This window comes from Streptomyces sp. NPDC051563 (assembly GCF_044454225.1).
GTDB lineage: Bacteria > Actinomycetota > Actinomycetes > Streptomycetales > Streptomycetaceae > Streptomyces.
On record NZ_JBITDL010000010.1, the window covers coordinates 236,882 to 256,656 of the forward strand.

20 protein-coding genes are annotated in these 19,775 nt (G+C 71.5%); 8 read left to right on the forward strand and 12 right to left on the reverse strand.

Features of this window, described 5'->3' with window-relative positions:
• The first annotated feature begins 61 nt into the window (after nt 1-61).
• A complete protein-coding gene (locus ACIA8F_RS14660; protein ID WP_399378747.1) occupies nt 62-409 on the forward strand; it encodes a hypothetical protein in 348 nt (115 codons plus the stop codon).
• A gap of 85 nt (nt 410-494) precedes the next feature.
• Here the strand turns inward: ACIA8F_RS14660 and ACIA8F_RS14665 are convergent, their stop codons facing one another.
• Together ACIA8F_RS14665 and ACIA8F_RS14670 are read right to left on the reverse strand one after the other, a co-directional pair.
• Nucleotides 495-734, reverse strand: coding sequence for a chaplin (locus ACIA8F_RS14665; RefSeq protein WP_327306287.1), 240 nt, complete (start codon nt 732-734; stop codon nt 495-497).
• 157 nt (nt 735-891) lie between these two features.
• Nucleotides 892-1,443, reverse strand: a complete 552-nt coding sequence (locus ACIA8F_RS14670; protein ID WP_399378749.1) for a hypothetical protein — start codon at nt 1,441-1,443, stop codon at nt 892-894.
• 279 nt (nt 1,444-1,722) lie between these two features.
• On the opposite strand from ACIA8F_RS14670, the gene ACIA8F_RS14675 reads away from it, so the two are divergent.
• On the forward strand, nt 1,723-2,133 hold the full coding sequence (locus ACIA8F_RS14675) for a rodlin (RefSeq protein WP_383956792.1): 411 nt from the start codon (nt 1,723-1,725) through the stop codon (nt 2,131-2,133).
• Nucleotides 2,134-2,278: 145 nt separating this feature from the next.
• On the opposite strand, the gene ACIA8F_RS14680 is transcribed toward ACIA8F_RS14675, so the two are convergent.
• Complete coding sequence (locus ACIA8F_RS14680) at nt 2,279-2,920, reverse strand: vitamin K epoxide reductase family protein (RefSeq protein WP_399378751.1); 642 nt, start codon at nt 2,918-2,920, stop codon at nt 2,279-2,281.
• A 192-nt stretch (nt 2,921-3,112) separates the two neighbouring features.
• Between ACIA8F_RS14680 and ACIA8F_RS14685 the strand changes: the two genes are divergently transcribed.
• Nucleotides 3,113-3,883 carry a DUF6227 family protein gene (locus ACIA8F_RS14685; RefSeq protein ID WP_399378753.1) on the forward strand — a complete coding sequence of 257 codons (771 nt, stop codon included), beginning with the start codon at nt 3,113-3,115 and terminating at the stop codon, nt 3,881-3,883.
• Between the two features lie 15 nt (nt 3,884-3,898).
• On the opposite strand, the gene ACIA8F_RS14690 is transcribed toward ACIA8F_RS14685, so the two are convergent.
• From ACIA8F_RS14690 to ACIA8F_RS14705, 4 genes are all read right to left on the reverse strand, one after another.
• Nucleotides 3,899-5,965, reverse strand: coding sequence for a fructose-specific PTS transporter subunit EIIC (locus tag ACIA8F_RS14690; RefSeq protein ID WP_399378800.1), 2,067 nt, complete (start codon nt 5,963-5,965; stop codon nt 3,899-3,901).
• Nucleotides 5,966-5,973: 8 nt separating this feature from the next.
• Nucleotides 5,974-6,927: a 1-phosphofructokinase gene (gene pfkB, locus ACIA8F_RS14695; protein WP_399378754.1), complete on the reverse strand. Its 954-nt coding sequence runs from the start codon at nt 6,925-6,927 to the stop codon at nt 5,974-5,976.
• Nucleotides 6,924-7,685: a DeoR/GlpR family DNA-binding transcription regulator gene (locus ACIA8F_RS14700; RefSeq protein WP_399378756.1), complete on the reverse strand. Its 762-nt coding sequence runs from the start codon at nt 7,683-7,685 to the stop codon at nt 6,924-6,926. The genes pfkB and ACIA8F_RS14700 overlap by 4 nt, the downstream gene beginning before the upstream one ends.
• 140 nt (nt 7,686-7,825) lie before the next feature.
• Entirely contained in the window at nt 7,826-9,229 is a 1,404-nt protein-coding gene (locus tag ACIA8F_RS14705; RefSeq protein ID WP_399378802.1) for an MFS transporter, read from the reverse strand.
• 260 nt (nt 9,230-9,489) lie between these two features.
• On the opposite strand from ACIA8F_RS14705, the gene ACIA8F_RS14710 reads away from it, so the two are divergent.
• Entirely contained in the window at nt 9,490-10,458 is a 969-nt protein-coding gene (locus ACIA8F_RS14710; protein WP_399378757.1) for a helix-turn-helix transcriptional regulator, read from the forward strand.
• A gap of 221 nt (nt 10,459-10,679) precedes the next feature.
• On the opposite strand, the gene ACIA8F_RS14715 is transcribed toward ACIA8F_RS14710, so the two are convergent.
• The gene (locus ACIA8F_RS14715; RefSeq protein ID WP_399378758.1) at nt 10,680-11,657 is read right to left on the reverse strand and encodes an RNA polymerase sigma factor RpoD/SigA; all 978 of its coding nucleotides are present in this window, start codon (nt 11,655-11,657) and stop codon (nt 10,680-10,682) included.
• A gap of 514 nt (nt 11,658-12,171) precedes the next feature.
• Here ACIA8F_RS14715 and ACIA8F_RS14720 point away from each other — a divergent pair.
• On the forward strand, nt 12,172-12,819 hold the full coding sequence (locus ACIA8F_RS14720; RefSeq protein WP_399378760.1) for a Uma2 family endonuclease: 648 nt from the start codon (nt 12,172-12,174) through the stop codon (nt 12,817-12,819).
• Here ACIA8F_RS14720 and ACIA8F_RS14725 read toward each other — a convergent pair.
• The 4 genes from ACIA8F_RS14725 to ACIA8F_RS14740 all read right to left on the reverse strand — a co-directional run bounded on the left by ACIA8F_RS14725 (nt 12,791) and on the right by ACIA8F_RS14740 (nt 16,374).
• On the reverse strand, nt 12,791-13,174 hold the full coding sequence (locus ACIA8F_RS14725) for a hypothetical protein (RefSeq protein ID WP_399378762.1): 384 nt from the start codon (nt 13,172-13,174) through the stop codon (nt 12,791-12,793). The genes ACIA8F_RS14720 and ACIA8F_RS14725 overlap by 29 nt on opposite strands.
• Complete coding sequence (locus ACIA8F_RS14730) at nt 13,167-13,961, reverse strand: dioxygenase (protein ID WP_399378763.1); 795 nt, start codon at nt 13,959-13,961, stop codon at nt 13,167-13,169. Before ACIA8F_RS14730 ends, ACIA8F_RS14725 begins: the two co-directional genes overlap by 8 nt.
• Before the next feature lie 123 nt (nt 13,962-14,084).
• Nucleotides 14,085-15,614, reverse strand: a complete 1,530-nt coding sequence (locus ACIA8F_RS14735; RefSeq protein WP_399378765.1) for an MFS transporter — start codon at nt 15,612-15,614, stop codon at nt 14,085-14,087.
• An 85-nt stretch (nt 15,615-15,699) separates the two neighbouring features.
• Nucleotides 15,700-16,374 carry a TetR/AcrR family transcriptional regulator gene (locus ACIA8F_RS14740; protein ID WP_399378804.1) on the reverse strand — a complete coding sequence of 225 codons (675 nt, stop codon included), beginning with the start codon at nt 16,372-16,374 and terminating at the stop codon, nt 15,700-15,702.
• Nucleotides 16,375-16,824: 450 nt separating this feature from the next.
• Here ACIA8F_RS14740 and ACIA8F_RS14745 point away from each other — a divergent pair, with 450 nt between their 5' ends.
• The 3 genes from ACIA8F_RS14745 (at nt 16,825) to ACIA8F_RS14755 (ending at nt 19,646) form a co-directional block, all read left to right on the forward strand.
• Complete coding sequence (locus ACIA8F_RS14745) at nt 16,825-18,105, forward strand: M6 family metalloprotease domain-containing protein (protein ID WP_399378766.1); 1,281 nt, start codon at nt 16,825-16,827, stop codon at nt 18,103-18,105.
• Nucleotides 18,106-18,252: 147 nt separating this feature from the next.
• Nucleotides 18,253-19,170, forward strand: a complete 918-nt coding sequence (locus tag ACIA8F_RS14750; protein ID WP_399378768.1) for a zinc-binding dehydrogenase — start codon at nt 18,253-18,255, stop codon at nt 19,168-19,170.
• Nucleotides 19,167-19,646, forward strand: a complete 480-nt coding sequence (locus tag ACIA8F_RS14755) for a RidA family protein (protein WP_399378769.1) — start codon at nt 19,167-19,169, stop codon at nt 19,644-19,646. Before ACIA8F_RS14750 ends, ACIA8F_RS14755 begins: the two co-directional genes overlap by 4 nt.
• Nucleotides 19,647-19,775 lie beyond the last annotated feature (129 nt).

The following is a 19,775-nucleotide window of genomic DNA, read 5'->3' on the forward strand; positions in this document are numbered from 1 at the left end:
CGGTAATCGTTAGCCAGGTCGAAAGTGGCGCGACGGTCGCCACTGGAAAAGGATTTCGATAATGAAGCTCTCGAAGGTCGCCGCAGTCGTCGTCGGCTCCGTCGCCGCCCTCGGCGCCGCCTCCCCCGCCTTCGCCGCCACCGAGGCGCCGGCCGTCCCCATGAGCCTGACGAGCGGGCTGACGGCCGTCACCGACTCGGTGAACCCGGTATCGGCGGCGCTGCCGCAGACCGTGGGCAACGGGCTGGCCGAGCAGGGCGAGAGCGTCGACAAGGTCGTGACCACCGTCCAGAAGGTCAACGAGGTCCGCAACGATGCTCCGGGCGAGGTACTGGGCCTCGCCAACGGGGCCACCCAGGCCTCCCCGCTGCTCGGCGGAGTGAAGCTCAACGGCGGCGGCGCGCACTGACGGTCCGGCCCGTTCTCCTGCCGACATGACTGTGGGCGCCACCGGCGAGGCCGGGGGCGCCCACAGTCACGTGGTGCGTCGAACGTCAGTCGTTGACGCAGACGTTGCCGAACGCCGGGTTCAGCGCACCGATGACGTTCACGGAGTTGCCGCAGACGTTGACCGGAACGTGGACCGGGACCTGACCCAGGTTGCCCGAGAGGACACCGGGGGAACCCACGGCCGCGCCCTCGGCCGACGAGTCGGCCATAGCGGAGCCGGCGGCACCGGCCGCAGCGAGACCAGCGGTGGCCAGGACCAGGGCGGCCTTCTTGGCAGTGTTCATGGGAAGTGCACCTTCTCTTCGATGTTCTGCCCCGATTCCGGGGCTCACATCGAGCGAAACGGTCCACCTTCCCAGACGACACGGTTCCGCACGCGATCAGACCTGTTCAGCCCAATGGTCGTCACCGCGTGCGGATCCGTGTGCGGGTCGCCGGCCCCTAGGGAAGGAACTCGGCGAACGACGGGAGCTTCGGAACGAGCCCCGCCTGTGTCCCGGGTACCGCCGGTGCCGCGGGCACCGCCGCCGCGGGCGGGGCCGCGGGATCGGAGGCCGGGAGCGCCGGGACCTCCGGGATCGGGACGTCGGGAATCGGGATGTCGGGGATCTCCGGGACCGCCGGGACCGCCGGGACCGCCGGGATCGCCGGGATCGCCGGGATCTGCAGGTCGGGGAGGCCCGGAATCGCGGGGATCTCCGGCATGGCCGGGAGCGTGGGCAGCTTGATCTCGGGGATCTTGATCCCCGGCAGCAGGGTGCCCAGGCTCTTGGTCAGGTCCGCCAGGATCTTGGAGACCGCGGCGAGGGCGTCTTCGACGGGACCCGCCGCCGCCACCTTCTCGTTGATCTCCTCCTGGGCGGCCGCCACTCGGTTCGCGGCGGCACCGGCACCCTCCGCGGCGCCCGCGGGAGCAGCCGCGCCGGAGAGTATGACGACCGCCAGGGCCGACGGGACGAGGATGCGGATGCGGGAGGCCTTGGTGCGGTGCATGGGTGTTCCTTCTGGTGGTCGCTCAGAAACGGACCCGATCGATCCGCCTCCTTACCCACCGTGCGAACGGGTTCTACGGACCGCAACAGGAGCGCGGGGCCCCCTGCGCCGCTGCGGGGTGCGTACGGGCTTCGCGCACGCGTCCGGGGGCGGCTCACCCCACCCGGGGAAAACCTGCCCCCGGACAGGCCGTTTGAGTGAAGCAGGAGAACCAACCTCCCGCAGGGCAGTTGATCAGGGAGCTCCACTAGCGGGCACTCGTGCGAAAAAAGGATCAAGATGCTCAAGAAGATCATGACTGCTGCCGCGGTCACCGCCGCCGCCGTCGGCGCGGGCGCTGCTGTTGCCGCCCCCGCCATGGCGATCGGCAACGACAACGGGATCAACACCGTCAACGGGAACGGCGCCGTGCAGGCGTACGGCAACCAGAAGACCCACGGCGACATGAGCCCGCAGCTCGGCCTCGTCCAGGGCACCCTGAACAAGCCCTGCATCGGCCTGCCGGCCAAGGTCAACGCCCAGTCGCTGGTCGCCCTGGTCAACGTCGGCGTCCAGGACATCAACGTCCTGTCCAACCCGCAGAACCAGCAGTGCACCGAGAACTCCACCCAGGCCAAGGGCGACGAGCCGCTCTCGCACATCCTGGACAACATCCCGGTCCTCTCGGGCAACGTCTCCCAGGGCAGCTGATCTCCGCTCCCGGTCCACGTTCCGGGCGCTCCGCGCCCGTGGAGCGACGGGTTCGAAGAAGCGGCGTGACGTCGTGAAGTGACGAGGGCCCCGGCAGCGTCCAGCTGCCGGGGCCCTCTCATGTCCTCCGGTGTCCTCCGGGGGCTCAGCCGGTCCAGAAATCCCACCACCGGGTCAGGATCAGCATCCCGATCACGCCGGTGTGCAGGACGGGCGGCGCCCAGCCGAAATCGGCGAAGAAGGTGCGCACCGGTGCGGGTGCGGGCAGGATCCCCGTCCGGACGGTGTGCGCGGTGACCGCCCAGAACATCACCAGGGTGGCCGCCCAGGTCAGGCAGCACCACAGGCAGAGCGCGTTGATCTCGTAGAGCGACTGGACCATGAGCCAGGAGCAGAATCCGACGCCGAAGAGCATTCCGGCGTTGAGGCCGAGCCAGAACCAGCCGCGGTGGCGGGCCCCGGCCAGCAGGCCGGCGCCGACGCACACGACCGCCCCGTAGGCCACCAGCCCCAGCATCGGGTTCGGGAAGCCGAAGGCCGCGGCCTGCTCGCTCTTCATCACGCTGCCGCAGGAAACCACCGGATTGAGACTGCAGGCGGGCTTGAAGTCCGGGTTCTCCAGCAGCAGGAACTTGTCCAGGGTGATGACCCAGGCGGCCAGCACCCCGGCCGCCCCGGTGATCAGCAGCAGCCAGGCCAGCGCGCGGGGTGCCGCGATCGGTTCTGCGTCCTTGCGGTTGTGGGGCCGGCCCTGCTGGCGGGGGACGCCCACGGTATTTGTTGCCATACGGTCATGCTCCCGCCCTTGTGCCCGCTATCCGGCCCAACCATGCTCATCGACATGGAGGTTGACCTGAAGGGGTGGCTGGAACCCCCGGCGCTTCCCGGACGTTTTACCGAACCCCGGACGTGATGTCAGACCCAGGGGCTACGTTGAGCTTCCGCGAAGTGACAAGCTGCGACGGCCTGGAGACCCACCTTGAGCGATCCGCACGAGACAACCGAGGCGCACCTCGAGCGACTCCTGGGCCGCGCCCTCAACTCCTTCGACCTGCCCGACGAGTTGGTCGAGCGGCTGCGCACCGCGCTCGCCCACAGGTCCACGCTCCACACCATCCGGAGCAGCCCGGCCGCGGGACCGTGGCGGGAGATACACCGGCACGCCTACCTGCTGTCCGACGGCGACTCCGTGGTCCTGTGGGAACTGGCCCACCGTCAGGACGACGGACTCTCGATACGGTACGAGGTCTTCGCCGGCAAGGCGGAGACCTGCCTCGCGGCGGCCCGGCTCTTCGGCGAGATCCCCTCGCAGGTGGCGCGGGACCTCGTGGAGGTCACGGTCGAGGAGGAGCCGGACAGTGACATCGCCGTGCTGAGCGCGCTGTTCACCAATCCGACCCCGGCCCAGCGGCACCGCGACTACGCGGTGGAGGAGTCGGCGGACCACGCCCGCCGGGTGCTGCGCCGCGCGGAGAACCCGGACCGGCCGGGCGAGCAGGTGGCCCTGCTGCTGCGGTCGGCCTACGCGCACCAGATCACGCAGGTCTTCGGTACCCGGCAGTGCCTGGCGGACGGGCGGGACGCGGGCTTCAGCCTGTACGAGCACTCCTTCGTCCTGCTGGACGGGAGCGAGTTCAGCCTGTGGGAGGTCGAGCACACGGTGACGCCGGACGGGCGCCACATGTGCGAGGTCTACGAGACCGAAACGGCCGCGCGCGGAGCCATGGAGCTCCGCGCGCGGGTGAGGTGACGGGGGCGGTCCGGGTCAGGCGGCGACGGTGACCTTCGCCGGCTCCGGCTGGGGCGCCGCTTCGGCGTCCCCGGCCTGCTGCCGCGGGGTCCCGTCCTGCTTGCGCATCCCCTTGAGGAGGATGACCAGGCCGGCGCTGGTGACCGTACCGGCGGCGATGGCGATCAGGTAGAGCAGCGGGTTGCCGATCAGCGGGATCACGAAGATGCCGCCGTGCGGGGCCCGCAGGGTGCACTCGAAGGCCATCGAGAGGGCTCCGGTGACGGCGCCGCCGGCCATGGCGGCGGGGATCACGCGCAGCGGGTCGGCCGCGGCGAACGGGATGGCGCCCTCGCTGATGAAGGAGGCGCCGAGGAACCAGGCGGCCTTGCCGTTCTCGCGCTCGGTCTTGGAGAAGAGCCGGCCGCGGACCGTGGTGGCCAGGGCCATCGCCAGCGGCGGCACCATGCCGGCGGCCATCACGGCGGCCATGACCTTGAGGCTGCCCTCGTTGGGGGTGGCCAGGCCGCCGATGGCGAAGGCGTAGGCCACCTTGTTGAGCGGACCGCCGAGGTCGAAGCACATCATCAGGCCGAGGATCACGCCGAGGATGATCGCGTTGGCTCCGGAGAGGCCCGACAGCCAGTCGGTGAGGGCCTGCTGGAGCGAGGCCACGGGCTTGCCGACGACCAGGAACATCAGGAACGCGGTGACGGCGGAGCCGATGAGCGGCAGGACCACCACCGGCATGATCCCGCGCAGGGCGGTGGGGATCTTCAGCCGCTGGACGGCGAGGACGGTGCCGCCCGCGATGAGGCCGGCGATCAGACCGCCGAGGAAACCGGCGTTGATGGTGAGGGCCACGGCGCCGCCGACGAAGCCGGGGACCAGACCGGGCCGGTCGGCCATGCCGTAGGCGATGTAGCCGGCGAGTACGGGGACCAGGAAGCCGAAGGCGAGTCCGCCGGTCTGGAAGAGCAGTGCGGCCCAGCTGGCCGCCTCGGTCCAGACGAAGTGCTCGGCGACCGAGGGGGCGGTGTTGATCTCGTAGCCGCCGATGGCGAAGGCCAGGGCGATGAGGAGGCCGCCCGCGGCGACGAAGGGGACCATGTAGCTGACCCCGGACATCAGCCAGGTGCGGAGCTTCGCGCCGTAGCCGTCCTGCTCCTCGCCGGCCTCTTCGACCGGGGTCGGGGCGGTGGTGGTATCGCCGCGTTCCGCCTTGGCGCGGGCCTCCTGGAGGAGTTCCGCGGGGCGGTTGATGCCGGCCTTGACGCCTACGTCGACGGTGGGCTTGCCGGCGAAGCGGGCGCGTTCCCTGACCGGGACGTCGTGGGCGAAGACGGCCGCGTCGGCGGCGGCGATGGCTTCGGGGGTGAGCTTGGTGAAGCCGGCCGAGCCCTGGGTTTCGACCTGGAGGTCGATTCCCGCCTCGACGGCGGCCTGTTGGAGGGACTCCGCGGCCATGTAGGTGTGGGCGATGCCCGTGGGGCAGGAGGTGACGGCGACTATGCGGAACGGCTGCCCTGCGGGGCTTTCCCCCACCCCGCCCCTTCCCGAAACCGGGGCTTCGCCCCGGGCCCCTTCGGGGGCTCCGCCCCCGGACCCCCGCTCCTCAAACGCCGGAGGGGCTGGATTTTCGGGTGCCGGAGGGGCCGGATTGGGTGCCGGATTGATCAGGGCCGCTGCTTCCTCCGGGGTCGTTGCCGCGCGGAGGGCGGCGACGAAGTCGGGACGCATCAGGCGGCGGGCCAGGGTGGAGAGGATGGAGAGGTGGGCGTCGTCGGCGCCGGCGGGGGCGGCTATCAGGAAGACGAGGTCCGCCGGGCCGTCCGGGGCGCCGAAGTCGATGCCCGACGGGGAGCGGCCGAAGGCCAGGGTGGGGGTCGTGACGTGGGCGGAGCGGCAGTGGGGGATGCCGATGCCGCCTTCCAGGCCGGTCGGCATCTGGGCCTCGCGGGCGGCCACATCGGCCAGGAAGCCGTCCAGGTCGGTGACCCGGCCCAGCGCCGCCATCCGTTCGGCGAGGGCACGTGCCGCCCCCTCCTTGGACTCTGCGGACAGGTCGAGGTCGACCAGGTCTGCCGGCAGAAGGTTCTGCATCGTCTCGCTCATCGCTCGTCGCTCATTTCGGACAGAGGGAGGTCCAGGGGCAGGTCCTGGGTGAGGTGGACCGCGTCGGGGCGCAGGTCGGAAGGGGCCGGCATGGCGCTGCCGGGGAGCTGGACCGCGGCGGCGCCGTGGGCCAGCGCGGAGGCCAGGGCCGCAGGGCCCGTACCTCCTGCGATCAGGAAGCCTGCGAGGGAGGCATCGCCCGCGCCGACGTTGCTGCGGACCGAGGAGACGGCCGCCGTGCCGTAGTAGGTGCCCTCCTCGGAGACCAGGAGCTGGCCGTCCGCGCCGAGGGAGGCCAGGACCGCGCCCGCGCCCAGCGAGCGCAGCTCCTCCGCGGCCTTGAGCACGTCGCCGAGGGTGGCCAGGGGCCGCCCCACCGCCGCCGCGAGTTCCGAGGCGTTCGGCTTGATCACGTCCGGCCGGGCCGCCAGCGCCGCGAGCAGTGCCGGGCCGGAGGTGTCCAGGGCGATGCGGGCGCCCGCGGCGTGGGCCCGGGTCACGATGTCGGCGTACCACTCGGGGGCCAGGCCCCGCGGGAGGCTGCCGCAGCAGGCGATCCAGGCGGCCTCGCCCGAGCAGGTGCGGACCGTTTCCAGGAGGAGCGCCGATTCCTCGGCGGTCAGTGCCGGGCCGGTGGCGTTGATCTTGGTGAGGGTGCCGTCCGGTTCGGCGAGGGAGATGTTGGAGCGGGTCTGGCCGGCGATGGAGACCGCCGTGACGTCCACGCCCTGCGCGCCGAGGAGTTCGGCGATCATCGTGCCCGGCGCCCCGCCGAGCGGGAGGACCGCGGTCGTACGGACGCCCGCGGCGGCCACCGCGCGGGAGACGTTGACCCCCTTGCCCCCGGGGTCGACCCGGTCTCCGCTCGCGCGGAGCACCTCGCCGCGGTCCAGCGAGGGGACCTCGTAGGTCCGGTCGAGGGAGGGATTGGGGGTGACGGTGAGGATCATACGAGCACAACTTCCGTACCGGCGGCCTCGATCGCCGCCTTGTGGGCGGGGCTGAGCCCCTTGTCCGTGATGAGGAGGTCGACGTCGGCGAAGGTGCCGAAGCACGCGAAGTGCTCCTGGCCGGCCTTCTGCGAGTCGGCGAGGAGGACGACGCGGCGGGCGGCCGCCATCGCGGCCCGCTTGACGGCGGCCTCGGCGAGGTCCGGGGTGGTCAGGCCGCCCTCGGCGGTGAAGCCGTTCGTCGCGAGGAAGAGGACGTCGGCGCGGATCTCGGCGTAGGCGCGCAGGGCCCAGGCGTCGACCGCGGCGCGGGTGCGGTGGCGGACGCGGCCTCCGACGAGGTGGAGGTCGATGCCGGTGTGGTCGGCCAGCCGGGCGGCGACGGGCAGCGCGTGGGTGACCACGGTGAGCGCGGAGTCCACCGGAATGGCGGCCGCGAGGCGGGCGACCGTACTCCCCGCGTCGAGGACGATGCTGCCGCCGTCGGGGAGTTCGGCGAGGGCGGCGGCCGCGATGCGGTCCTTCTCGTCGGCGGCGGTGGCCTCGCGCTCGGTGAGGTCCGGCTCGAAGTCGAGGCGGCCGGCCGGTATGGCACCGCCGTGCACCCGGCGTACGAGCCCGGCGCGGTCGAGGGCCTTGAGATCGCGGCGCACGGTCTCGGCCGTGACCTGGAACTGGTCGGCCAGGGACAGGACGTCGACCCGGCCCGCCTCGCGGGCGAGGCGGAGGATCTCCTGCTGGCGCTCCGGTGCGTACATGTGGTTTCAGATCCGTTCGATGCCCGACTCTGTGGGTTCTCTCGTAGAGTACGCCCGCTTGCGGCTGAAAACAAAACAAACGGGCATGTCCGCCAACAGAAGCGGACATGCCCGTCAGGAGGGGCGCGGAGCTGCGCGGACTAGCCGGCGTACTCCGTGCCGCCCTCGCGCTCGGCCATGGGGACGGCCTTGCGCGGCAGCATGAACATCACCGAGAAGATCACGACCAGGACGGCCACGACCCACCACATGGCGTGGTGGAACGCGTTGACGTAGGGCGGCCCGAAGGCCAGGTCGTTCTCGATGAACCCGAAGTAGACGACGGAGGTCAGGCCGAGGCCCAGCGCGTTGCCCATCTGGCCGGTGGTGTTGATCAGCCCGGATGCCGAGCCGGCGTGCTCGCGCGGCACCTCGGAGAGCACCGTGTCGGTCAGCGGGGCGATGATCAGGCCCATGCCGACGCCCATGACGATCAGCGGGGCGGCCATCTGCCAGGAGGCGATGGCCATGCCGTAGCGGTCCGACTCCCAGATGTAGAGGAGCACGCCCGAGGCCATGATCAGCGCGCCGGCCTGGAGCACCTTGCGGCCGAAGCGCGGTACGAGCTTCTGTACGGACACGCCCGCGGCGGCCGAGACGGCGATCGAGAACGGGATGCCGGTGGAGCCGGCCTTCAGGGCGCTCCAGCCGAGGCCCATCTGCATGTAGAGCGTCCAGACCAGGAAGAAGATGCCGGTCGCGATGCCGAAGGTCAGCTGGACGGCGATGCCGCCCGCGAAGCTCTTGACCTTGAAGAGGGAGAGCTCGACGAGCGGGGAGCCGTCCTTCTGGATCTTGTACTTCTCGTAGGCGATGAACGCACCGAAGACCAGCGGCGAGGCGATCATGCAGACGAAGCCCCACACGGGCCAGTCGTTCTCACGGCCGTGGGTCAGCGGGAAGATCAGCATGACCAGGGCGAGGGTGGCGAGCACCACGCCCACCAGGTCCAGGCGCAGCGCCTTGGGGGCCTTGGACTCGGCGATGAACTTGCGGCCCAGGATCACGCCGGCGATGCCGACGGGCAGGTTGATCAGGAAGATCGGGCGCCATTCGAGGCCGGCGATGTTCCACTCGGTGAGCAGGGCGCCGAGCATCGGGCCCGAGACGGCGCCGAGGCCGATGATCGCGCCGAACAGGCCGAAGACCTTGCCGCGCTCGTGCGGCGGGAAGGTGACGTGGATGATCGCGAGCACCTGCGGGACCATCATCGCCGCCATGCCGCCCTGGAGGATGCGGGAGGCGACGAGCACGTCGGGGTTGGGCGAGAGGCCGCAGAGCAGCGAAGCCGCGGTGAAGCCGGATATGCCGATGAGGAAGAGGCGCTTGCGGCCGTAGATGTCACCGAGACGGCCGCCGGTGATCAGGCCGGCGGCGAAGGCGAGCGCGTAGCCGGCGGTGATCCACTGGATGGCGCTGGTGGAGGCGCCGAGGTCCTCGCGCATCCGGGGTATCGCGATGTTGACGATCGTGACGTCGACCAGGTCCATGAAGGCGGCGGTCATCACGATGGCGAGCGCGATCCAGCGGCGGCGGTCGGCGGGGGCCGCGGGCCCGTCGCCGGTCGCATGGCCGGTCGCGCGCGCGTCTCCGGCGTCGCCGGCCTTGCTGATCGAGGTGGTCTCTGCGGGAGGGTCGGTCCGCTCTTCTTGTACGGGCCCGTTCTTTCCTTCGGGCGATGACTGGGTCGTCTCGGTGCTCATGAGGAGAAACCTAGACGGCATGTAGGTCAGTTGGTGTCCTATTTGGCTGGCACCTTTGAAGCATGACCGATACCCCGGCCCGCCTCCTCTCCCTGCTGTCCCTGCTCCAGACCCCGCGCGAGTGGCCCGGGAGCGAGCTGGCCGAGCGGCTGCGGGTGAGCGCCCGCACGATCCGGCGCGACATCGACCGGCTGCGGGAGCTGGGGTACCCCGTGGAGGCCACGCTGGGCGCGGAGGGCGGCTACCGGCTGGTCGCGGGGGCGGCCATGCCGCCGCTCGTCCTGGACGACGAGGAGGCCGTCGCGATCGCGGTGGGGCTGCGGGCGGGGGCCGGGCATGCGATCGAGGGCGTGGAGGAGGCCTCCGTACGGGCCCTCGCGAAGCTGGAACAGGTCCTGCCGGGGCGGCTGCGGCGGCGGGTGGGCGCGCTGCAGTCGGCCACGGTCGCGGTGACCCGGGGGGACGGGGCGAGCGTGGATCCGCGGACGCTGACCGCGATCGCCTCCGCGGTGGCGGGGCCGGAGCGGCTGCGGTTCGCGTACCGCGACCGGGAAGGCACGGCCTCGCGACGGCTGGTCGAGCCGTACCGGCTGGTCAGCACCGGGAGCCGGTGGTACCTCGTCGCCTACGACATGGAGCGCGAGGACTGGCGGACCTTCCGGGTGGACCGGGTGAGCGAGCCGTCCGCGACGGGCGTGCGGTTCGCTCCGCGGGAGCTGCCGATGGATGCGGAGGAGTTCGTGCGGCGGGGGCTGCGGGGTGGGGAGACGACCTACACGGTCGATGTCACCTTCGAGGGCGGCGCGGGGCTGCCGGAGTGGGTGCGGGAGCATGTGGTTCCGGCGGGCGGGGGTGGGGGTGGCGGCGCCGGGGTGCGGGTGCGGTTCGAGTCGGCGGACTCGCCCGAGTGGGTGGTGGCGCGGCTGGCCTTGACCGGGGTGCCGTTTGCCGTGCACGGGCCGGAGGTGCTGGTGGAGGCGGCGCGGGGGCTGGGGGCTCGGCTGGTGGAGGCGGCGGGGCCGCGGCCTTAGCCGGGCCCTGCGGGGCTGTCCCCTACCCGCCCTTCCACCGTTCCCTGGGGCTCCGCCCCAGGCCCCGCTCCTCAAACGCCGGAGGGGCTGGATTGGTGCCGGAGGGGCTGGATTGCGTGCCGGAGGGGCTGGGCCTCGGCCGGACCAGGCAAAGGGGAGCCCCCGGCGCCTGGGGGGGATAGGCACCGGGGGCTCGTATGGGGGGCTTCGGACGGGGCCGGTCAGGCCACCGCGTCGAAGCCGGTGTCGCGGGCCATCTTCTTCAGTTCGAGCAGCGCGTGCTTCTCGATCTGACGGATGCGCTCGCGGGTCAGGCCGTGCTGCTTGCCCACTTCAGTCAGCGTACGCTCCCGACCGTCTTCGATGCCGTAACGCATCTTGATGATCGACGCGGTGCGCTGGTCCAGCTTGCCCAGCAGGTCCTCCAGCTCCTCGCTGCGCAGCAGGGAGAGGACGGACTGCTCCGGGGAGATGGCCGAAGTGTCTTCGAGCAGGTCGCCGAACTGCGTGTCGCCGTCCTCGTCCACGCCCATGTTCAGGCTGACCGGGTCGCGCGCCCAGTCCAGGACGTCGCCGACGCGCTTCTCCGTCGTGTCCAGCTCGGCGGCGATCTCCGCGTGCTCCGGGTCACGGCCGTTCTCGCGGTTGAACTCGCGCTGGACCCGGCGGATCCGGCCGAGCTCCTCCACCAGGTGGACGGGGAGCCGGATGGTGCGGGACTGGTCGGCGATGGAGCGGGTGATCGCCTGGCGGATCCACCACGTGGCGTACGTGGAGAACTTGAAGCCCTTGGCGTAGTCGAACTTCTCCACGGCGCGGACCAGGCCGGCGTTGCCCTCCTGGATGAGGTCGAGGAGCGGCAGCCCGCTGCGCGGGTAGCGGCGGGCCACGGCGACGACCAGGCGGAGGTTGGAGCGGATGAAGACTTCCTTGGCACGCTCGCCCTCGGCGGCCAGGAACTCCAGCTCCTCCTGCGAGGGCTTCTTGCCCTTGCGCTCTATCGCGCCGTCGAGGATCTGCCGGGCGTACACGCCGGCCTCGATGATCTGCGAGAGCTCGACTTCCTTGGCCGCGTCGAGCAGCGGGGTGCGCGCGATCTCGTCCAGGTACATGCCGACCAGGTCGCGGTCTGCGATCTCCCCGCCCACAGCGCGAGCGCTGCTCGTGGACTGACGACGGGCGACGGCGCGGGTTGCCATGCGTGCTCCCTTGCGATGAGTTCGGTCGCGGTGGTGCGGTGGTTCGGCTGCGCTGGTTCGGCTGCCCGGACACTCTCCCGAGTGCCCGCTTCCGAAGGAAACAACGACTGGAAACGGGACAGAATTCCCACGTTGCTCCCTCTTTATCGAGATCTTGCAGTATCCTGCCCCGCCACGCCCCGGTCCGAGCGGATCGACGACGCCGTCGGGCTCGAAGATCCGCAGGTCAGGACGGGGGTCGCGGCCCCGCCCGGAGTCCCGGCGGGCTCGCGCGACCCGGTCCGAGTGAGACCACCGTCACACTTGACACGGGCGTTTTCGCCGCGTTCCCCAACGGCGCTCCTACCCCAAGAGACGACCTTCACCGGCTTCTGGTTGCCTCGGCCGGCGGTCGCCTACCCGTCCGAGTGACGGCGGGGCATATTCCTGTGGCATGAGTGGGCGCCCCTCCAGCATCGGAGAGTCGCTTGTGCCGTCCGATCCGCGACGCCCACACTCAGAGGAGGTGCTGCACATGACCGCTCTCGCCCACGAGACGCTGGAGGCCGTAATGCCGAAGGTCACGACTCCCCCGTCGGACCTTGACGACGTCCTGTGGCAGGCATGGAAAGCCATGGAACTCCCCGAGGGCTACCACGCCGAGATCGTCGAGGGGTTCATCGAGGTGTCACCCACGGGTCGCTTGTCACACAGCCAGATCACCAACCGCCTTCGCCGCGCCCTGGACAAGTTCCTGGACCGGAGCGATTTCGCGGCGTTCCAGGACACGAATGTCATTCAGGCACGGAAGGTCTGGATCCCCGACGTCCTGGTCGCACCCGAGGACGCAGAAGCGCACGGCAGCGAGGACGGGATCGGCATCAAGGCCGCGGCCGTCCAAGTGATCGTCGAGGTCGTCTCGCCCGGAAGCGACGGCATTACACGCGACCGCACCCGCAAGCGGCGTGAGTACGCGCGGGCGGGCATTCCCGTCTACGTCCTCATCGACGACCACGATGAGCTCGCCACCGTGACCGTGCTGACCGCCCCCGATCCGGACCAGGCCATCTACGAGGACGAGGTCCGGGCGGCCTACGGCACCACGGTCACCATCCCGGTCGGCCCCGCCAAGGGGTTCACGATCGGGGAGGACGTCACCGGTCCGGCCCGGGGCGGCGGGTAGCCACCTGCGGGCAGGCGTGGCAGGCGGGCGGGCCCGACTGGGTCCACCACTTGCAGGCCGGGCGGAGGTGGCAGGCGGGAAGCGGCGCGGCCTTCGGTGCGGGTGAGGTCAGGCGGGCGGCCAGGGTGCAGGTGTCGGCCTCGCGGTTGAGGCAGTGCGGGACGCAGTGGGAGGCCAGGCGCAGCAGGCGGCGCGGTTCCACGGCGGGTGGGAGCTCCGCCAGGGCTTCGGCTGCCGGGCGCGGGGCGGGGAGGTAGGCCGGGGGGCCGTCCAGGCCGTCGCGGAGGGCGAGGACCAGCGACTCCGGCGCGTAAGCGGAGCCGCTGGGGCACCAAAGCTGCTCGGGGTCAGCCAAATTGCAGGGACCGCTTCGAGAGGCCCATCCAGAAGCCCGCGACCGGGGTGGCGGCCGTGGCGAGGTCCGACTCCGCGGCGCCCAGGGTGACGAACAGCGGGGCGAAGTGTTCCGTACGGGGGTGGGCCAGGCGGCCGGCCGGGGACTTGGCTTCGAAGTCGAGCAGGGCGTCGATGTCGGAGGCGGCCAGGGCCTCGTGGCCCCAGGCGTCGAACTCGGCGGACCACGAGGGGACGCCGGGGCCGGTGTGGCGCAGGGCGGCCAGGTTGTGGGTGAAGAAGCCGCTGCCCACGATGAGGACGCCTTCGTCGCGCAGGGGGGCCAGTTTGCGGCCGATCTCCATCAGGCGGCGCGGGTCGAGGGTCGGCATCGATATCTGGAGCACCGGTACGTCGGCGCCGGGGAACATCTCCACCAGGGGGACGTAGGCGCCGTGGTCCAGGCCGCGGTCCGGGATGTCCTGGACGGGGGTGCCGGGGGCCTTGAGGAGCTTGCGCACCGAGGCGGCCAGTTCGGGGGCGCCCGGGGCGTCGTAGCGGACCTGGTAGTAGTGCTCGGGGAAGCCCCAGAAGTCGTAGACGAGCGGCACCTGCTCGGTGGCGCCGAGGGCGAGCGGGACCTCTTCCCAGTGGGCGGAGACCATCAGGATCGCGCGGGGGCGGGGCAGGCCGGCGGACCAGGCGGCCAGTTCGCCGGGCCAGATCGGATCGTCCGCGAGGGGCGGCGCCCCGTGGCTCAGGTACAGCGCCGGCATCCGGGTGGGGGTGAGGGCTTCGGGGGTCGGCATCAGGAACTCCAGGAATCGTCGCGGCGGGGCGCCACGAACAGACTAACCCCGCATCGTTCAAATTTGAACGATGCGGGGTCGTCAGTCATTCCCGTACCCGCCCCGGAAGGGGGCCCGACCGGGTCAGTGGGCGATCACCGGGATCTTCATGTCGGCTTCCTCGCCCTCGGCGACCGGGTCGCCCGCGCCCGGCTTGCCGGTGGTGATGAAGGTGAGGGCGATCAGCGAGCTGGCGACCAGGATGCCGACCGCCCACCAGATCGCGGAGGAGTAGCCCTCCACCATGGCCTTGGCCTGGATCAGCTGCGCCGCCGGGCCGCCCGCCGCGGCCTCGGCCGCGTGGTCGGTCAGGTACGCGGTCGTCGCGGAGGCGGCGATCGTGTTCAGCAGGGCGGTGCCGATCGCGCCGCCCACCTGCTGCGAGGTGTTGACCATCGCGGAGGCGACACCGGCGTCGGCCGGGTTCACGCCGTACGTGGCCAGGGACATGGCGGGCATGAACGCGGTACCCATGCCGAGGCCCAGCAGCAGCTGCGCCGGCAGGATCAGCGCCGGGTAGGAGGAGCCGACCTCGAGCTGCGTCAGCAGCAGCATGCCGCTCGCGGCGACCATGAAGCCGGGGCCCATCAGCAGGCGCGGCGGAACCCGCGTCATGAGGCGGGCGCCGATCTGCGTGGAGCCGGTGATCATGCCCACGATCATCGGGAGGAAGGCGAAGCCGGTCGTGACGGGCGAGAAGCCCTTGACGACCTGCAGGTAGTAGGTGAGGAAGAGGAACAGGCCGAACATCGCGATGACGGCGAGGCCCAGCGAGAGGTAGACGCCGCCGCGGTTGCGCTCCAGCAGGACGCGCAGCGGGAGCAGCGGGTTCTTCGTACGGGACTCGACGAAGACGAACGCGGAGAGCAGGACCGCGGAGGCGACGAACATGCCCACGGTGAGGGCGTCCGACCAGCCGGCCGACTCGGCGCGGGTGAATCCGTAGACGAGGGCGACCAGACCGGTGGTGGAGAGCAGCACGCCGGGGATGTCGAGCGGGGCACGGTTACGGCCGCCGGCCGGCTCGCGGATGATCATCCAGGCGCCGACGGCGGCGACGATCGCGAACGGGATGTTGACGAAGAAGGTCCAGCGCCAGTTCAGGTACTCGGTGAGGACGCCGCCGAGGATCAGGCCCACGGCGCCACCGCCACCGGCGATCGCACCGTAGATGCCGAAGGCCTTGGCGCGCTCCTTGGCGTCGGTGAACATGACGGCCAGCAGCGAGAGCGCGGCCGGCGCGAGCAGTGCGCCGAAGGCACCCTGGAGGGCGCGGGCGCCCAGCATCATGGCCTCACCCTGTGCGGCGCCGCCCAGCGCGGAGGCCAGGGCGAAGCCGGTCAGGCCGACGATGAAGGCGTTCTTGCGGCCCCACTTGTCGGCGATGCGGCCGCCGAAGAGGAGCAGTCCGCCGAAGGCGAGCGCGTACGCGGTGATGACCCACTGGCGGTTACCGTCGGAGATGCCGAGGTCGGTCTGGGCGGACGGGAGCGCGATGTTCACGATGGTCGCGTCGAGGACGACCATCAGCTGCGCCAGCGCGATGAAGACCAGGGCCTTCCAACGACTGGGGTCGGCGCCGGTCAGCTGCGGGTTCGCGGCTGTTTTTGACATGGGGGTACCCACTTCATGGTGCGAGATGACTGAAAAGTGATATTCAGGACGGGTTTACGACGCTAAAGGGCGCGACCCGGGGGCGTCACATGGTTTTCCGCCTCAGGTCCGCCAGCGTGGTCGCCGAGCCCGGCAGTTCGGAGCGGCCCGGGGCCCTCAACCCGTCCAGGAAGAGCTGGAGATGGCGGTGGACGAAGGTGTCCGCGTCGAAGCAGCCCGTACCCGGGAGGGGGCGGCTGAGCTGGGACAGCGCGATCATCAGATCGCCGACGCCGATGTCCGTGCGCACGAGACCGGAGGAGCGGCCGGCGGCCAGCAGGGCCTCGACCGCCTCCTCCAAGGTGGCGCGGGAGTCGAGCAGTTCGGGGTGGTCGTGGTCGAAGTCGCTGGAGAGCACCGGGCAGAGGGAGCCGATCCGCTCGTCCGCCGCCGCGTGCGTGAAGCGGCACAGGGCGGCGAAGGCGTCCGGCTCCTCGGCGAGCGAGTCGACGGCCAGGGCGGTCACCCGGTCCAGGCCGAAGAGCACGACGTGGTGGATCAGGGCCGGGCGGTCGGGGAAGTGCCGGTAGAGCGTGGCGTTGCCCACGCCGGCCCGGCGGGCGATCTCGTCGAGCGGGGCGGCGGGGCCGAACTCCACGAGCACGTCGCGGGCGGCGGCCAGGATGCGTTCCCGGTTGCGGACGGCGTCGGCGCGCGGGCGCGGGACCCCGTCCCCGCCGGCCCGGGCCCGCTTGCCCGCGACCTTGCCCGCCGCCTTCACGGCGGCCTTGACCTTGCCCGCGGCAGCGCCGACGACCGCACACGCACCAGCACCTGCACCCGCGCCCACACCCGTACCCGTACCCGCGGCGACCGCGGCCGGGGCCGCGAGGTCGAGGTCGGCCTCCGGGCCCGGTACGGGCAGGGCCGCCGGATCGGTGGTGGCGGGGCTCTTCATGCGTGGCTCCCTGGGCTGGCGCGTACGGACGGGTGGATCGCTCGCCCCGCACGAAACGGGGAGAGGCTCCCCGCTTCACGGGGACTCTGGTGCAAACGGGGAGAGGGTCCCCGCTTATTTCACCCTCCCGTGTGACCTGGGTCACACCCCTCCGGGGCCTTTGATCTCGTTTGGCCTCTTCCGGCGCGCGAGCCCGCCCCGGCCGTCGGAGGGTGAGGCCACAGAGCGCAGTCCGGACCCGGCCGGCTGCCGCGGACCCGAAGGCCGATCTCCATGTCGCAGACGCGCCACCGGATACGCAAGCCAAGCCGCACCAGCGTCTTCATCGGCATCACCGCGCTGGCCCTCGGCATCACGGCGACGGCGAGCGCGGGCATATCCAGCCGCAGCCATTCGGCGGCCGGGCCGGTGGGCGCGACCAGCGCCGAGGCGCTGCTCGCACCGTGCCGGATCTCCGGCGCGATGGGCGTGCAGATGTCCGAAGGGCTGCCGACCGCGCCGGGGTACTCGCGCTCGACCGGCGAGGTCCGGGCGCTGAACCTGATGATCGACTTCCCCGACGCCAAGGGCGAGGGGACGGCGGCCGACCGGCTGGCGGAGTTCTTCCCGCAGACCTCCGACTGGTTCCGCGTCAGCTCCTACGGGCGGCTGACCTACCGGTCCGAGGCGCCGATAAAGAACTGGCTGCGGATGCCGATGCCGTTCGCGGCGTACGGGATCGAGCGGGGTTCGGCGTACGAGCCCGGCTACCGGCAGCTCGTCGAGCACATCATCAAGACGGCCGACGCCGAGGTCGATTTCTCCCGGTACGACCTGATAAACATCCTCGTCACGCCGAACGCGGGCCCCTCCGCCCTGGACACCGTCCTCTCCGTCACCTTCTCCGGCAACGGCGAGGCCCCGATGGCCGACGGCGTCCCGCTCGCCAACACGTCCTTCGTCTACAGCCGCCAGGACGACGGCTCGGGCACCTACCGGGAGACCGGCTACCGCGTGCTCCCCCACGAGAACGGGCACGTCTTCGGCCTGCCCGACCTCTACACCGCCGACGGCGGCGGCACGGTGGGGCACTGGGACATCATGAGCGAGGACTGGGGCGCCAACAACGACCTGCTGGGCTGGCACAAGTGGAAGCTGGGCTGGCTCGACAGCAACCAGATCAGCTGTGCCGGGAAGTCCGGGGTCAGCGACCACGTCCTGAGCCCGCTGGCCGTGGAGGGCGGCACCAAGCTGGCCTTCATCCCCGTCTCGGAGAGCGCCGGCTTCGCCGTGGAGGTCCGCACCCGCGCCGGGAACGACGAGGCCGTCTGCAAGCCCGGCGTGCTCATCTACAAGGTGGACTCCGAGGTGGACACGGGCCGCGGCCCCGTCACCGTCTCCGACAGCTCCGGCGCGAGCGGCGGCTGCACCCGGCGCTCCAATGTGCACGCGGAGCTCTCGGACGCGCCGTTCCGGCCGGGCGAGACCTTCACCGACGAGAAGTCGGGCATCAGCGTCTCGGTCGTGGGCGAGCTGCGCAACGGCAGCTACCAGGTGCGGGTCACCCGGCCTTGAGCCCCGCAGGAGGAACGGGACGGGCCGAGCGGCAAAGCAAGTGCGGACGGTCGGCCCGTCAGGTTCCGACCTACGGCCCCCCGCCGGGCCCGGTCCGTACCCGCATGGTGGGAAGCCGATCCGTGTGACGACGTAGTAAGGAGTCTCGTGAAGGCCTTCGCGCTGCGCCGTGCCGGCGAGCCGCCCGCCGTGCTGGACCGGCCCGTGCCCCACCCGGGGGCGGGCCAGGTCCTCGTACGCACCACGGCCGCGCTCATCTACGCCTGGGACGGGCACACCGCCGCCGGGGCGCCCACCGGGCTCGGCCACGAGGCCGTCGGCGTCGTCGAGGCCATCGGCCCCGGGGTCTGCCCGTCCTACGTCGGCCGGCGCGTCGGCGTCGAGGGCCACGGGCGGCTCGCCGAGTTCTTCCGCGCCCCCGCGGCCGGGGCCGGGCTGGTCGCGCTCCCCGACGCCATCTCCGACCACCAGGCCCTCTACGCGGCGGGCGCACTGCCCACCGGCTTCGCCGCCGCCGAGGAGTCCGGGCCTCCCCCGGGCGCCAGCGTGGTCGTCTTCGGCCAGGGCGCGGTCGGGCTCGGCGCGACCATCGCGGCCGGACGGCTGCGCGGGGCCCGCGTCATCGCCGTCGAGCCGGAGATGAAGCGCCAGCGCCTCGCCCTGCGGTTCGGGGCCGACGTGGTGATCGACCCGGCCTACGAGGACACCACCGAGCGGATCATGGAGCTCACCGGTGGCGCCGGCGCCGACCGCGCGATCATGGCGACGGCGGCGCCGGACGCCGCGCGGGCCGCCCGCGCGGGGCTCTCAGGGAGCGGGAGGATCACGTACGCCCGCTGCCGGCCGCCGCAGAGCAGCGGGGCGCGGCTCGCACGGGCACTGCACCTGATCGGGGACGGGCTGGTGGACCCGACGGTGATCACCACGCACGAGTTCCCGTTCCACCGGGTCGGGGAGGCCTTCGGGCGGCTCGCCGCGAAGGAGCCGGGGATGATCAAGCCGGTCATCCTCTTCCCGCGGCCGGACAGCGACACCCACAGCGACCTCAAGGAGATCCGAGCATGAGCAGCACCCCCGAAGAGCGCCTGGCCGCAGCCGGACTGAAGCTCCCGCCGACGCCCTCGCCGGTCGCGGTGTACGTGCCCGCCGTACAGAGCGGGCACTACGTGTACACCTCCGGCCAGCTCCCGATGGTCGACGGCGCGCTCCCCCTCACCGGGAAGGTCGGCGCCGAGGTCACGGCGGAGCAGGCCAAGGAGCTGGCGCAGCAGTGCGCGCTGAACGCGCTGGCCGCCGTCGCCTCCGTCGCCGGGGACCTGTCCAACGTCAAGCGGGTGGTCAAGGTGGTCGGGTTCGTGGCCAGCGACCCGCACTTCACGGGACAGCCCGGCGTGCTCAACGGCGCGAGCGAGCTGCTGGGCACCGCCTTCGGCGACGCGGGCATCCACGCCCGCAGCGCGGTCGGAGTGAGCGTGCTGCCGCTGGACGCACCCGTTGAGGTGGAGCTCCTCGTCGAACTGCACGCACCGATGGGCCTCTAGGGGGTGTCGTGGGGGGGGGGGGGGGGCCCCGCCGCCCCCCCCCCCCCCCCCCCCCACCCAAAAAAAAGACTATATGTTAATCACCCCATAAAAATTATTTTAAAAAACCGAAAAGAGACAAAAGCACGT

Coding starts and splice junctions, on each gene's coding strand:
- ACIA8F_RS14660 (WP_399378747.1), top strand. CDS start 62: ATGAAGCTCTCGAAGGTCGCCGCAGTCGTCGTCGGCTCCGTCGCCGCC.
- ACIA8F_RS14665 (WP_327306287.1), bottom strand. CDS start 734: ATGAACACTGCCAAGAAGGCCGCCCTGGTCCTGGCCACCGCTGGTCTC.
- ACIA8F_RS14670 (WP_399378749.1), bottom strand. CDS start 1,443: ATGCACCGCACCAAGGCCTCCCGCATCCGCATCCTCGTCCCGTCGGCC.
- ACIA8F_RS14675 (WP_383956792.1), top strand. CDS start 1,723: ATGCTCAAGAAGATCATGACTGCTGCCGCGGTCACCGCCGCCGCCGTC.
- ACIA8F_RS14680 (WP_399378751.1), bottom strand. CDS start 2,920: ATGGCAACAAATACCGTGGGCGTCCCCCGCCAGCAGGGCCGGCCCCAC.
- ACIA8F_RS14690 (WP_399378800.1), bottom strand. CDS start 5,965: ATGCAGAACCTTCTGCCGGCAGACCTGGTCGACCTCGACCTGTCCGCA.
- pfkB (WP_399378754.1), bottom strand. CDS start 6,927: ATGATCCTCACCGTCACCCCCAATCCCTCCCTCGACCGGACCTACGAG.
- ACIA8F_RS14700 (WP_399378756.1), bottom strand. CDS start 7,685: ATGTACGCACCGGAGCGCCAGCAGGAGATCCTCCGCCTCGCCCGCGAG.
- ACIA8F_RS14705 (WP_399378802.1), bottom strand. CDS start 9,229: ATGACCGCCGCCTTCATGGACCTGGTCGACGTCACGATCGTCAACATC.
- ACIA8F_RS14710 (WP_399378757.1), top strand. CDS start 9,490: ATGACCGATACCCCGGCCCGCCTCCTCTCCCTGCTGTCCCTGCTCCAG.
- ACIA8F_RS14715 (WP_399378758.1), bottom strand. CDS start 11,657: ATGGCAACCCGCGCCGTCGCCCGTCGTCAGTCCACGAGCAGCGCTCGC.
- ACIA8F_RS14720 (WP_399378760.1), top strand. CDS start 12,172: ATGACCGCTCTCGCCCACGAGACGCTGGAGGCCGTAATGCCGAAGGTC.
- ACIA8F_RS14730 (WP_399378763.1), bottom strand. CDS start 13,961: ATGCCGACCCCCGAAGCCCTCACCCCCACCCGGATGCCGGCGCTGTAC.
- ACIA8F_RS14735 (WP_399378765.1), bottom strand. CDS start 15,614: ATGTCAAAAACAGCCGCGAACCCGCAGCTGACCGGCGCCGACCCCAGT.
- ACIA8F_RS14745 (WP_399378766.1), top strand. CDS start 16,825: ATGTCGCAGACGCGCCACCGGATACGCAAGCCAAGCCGCACCAGCGTC.
- ACIA8F_RS14755 (WP_399378769.1), top strand. CDS start 19,167: ATGAGCAGCACCCCCGAAGAGCGCCTGGCCGCAGCCGGACTGAAGCTC.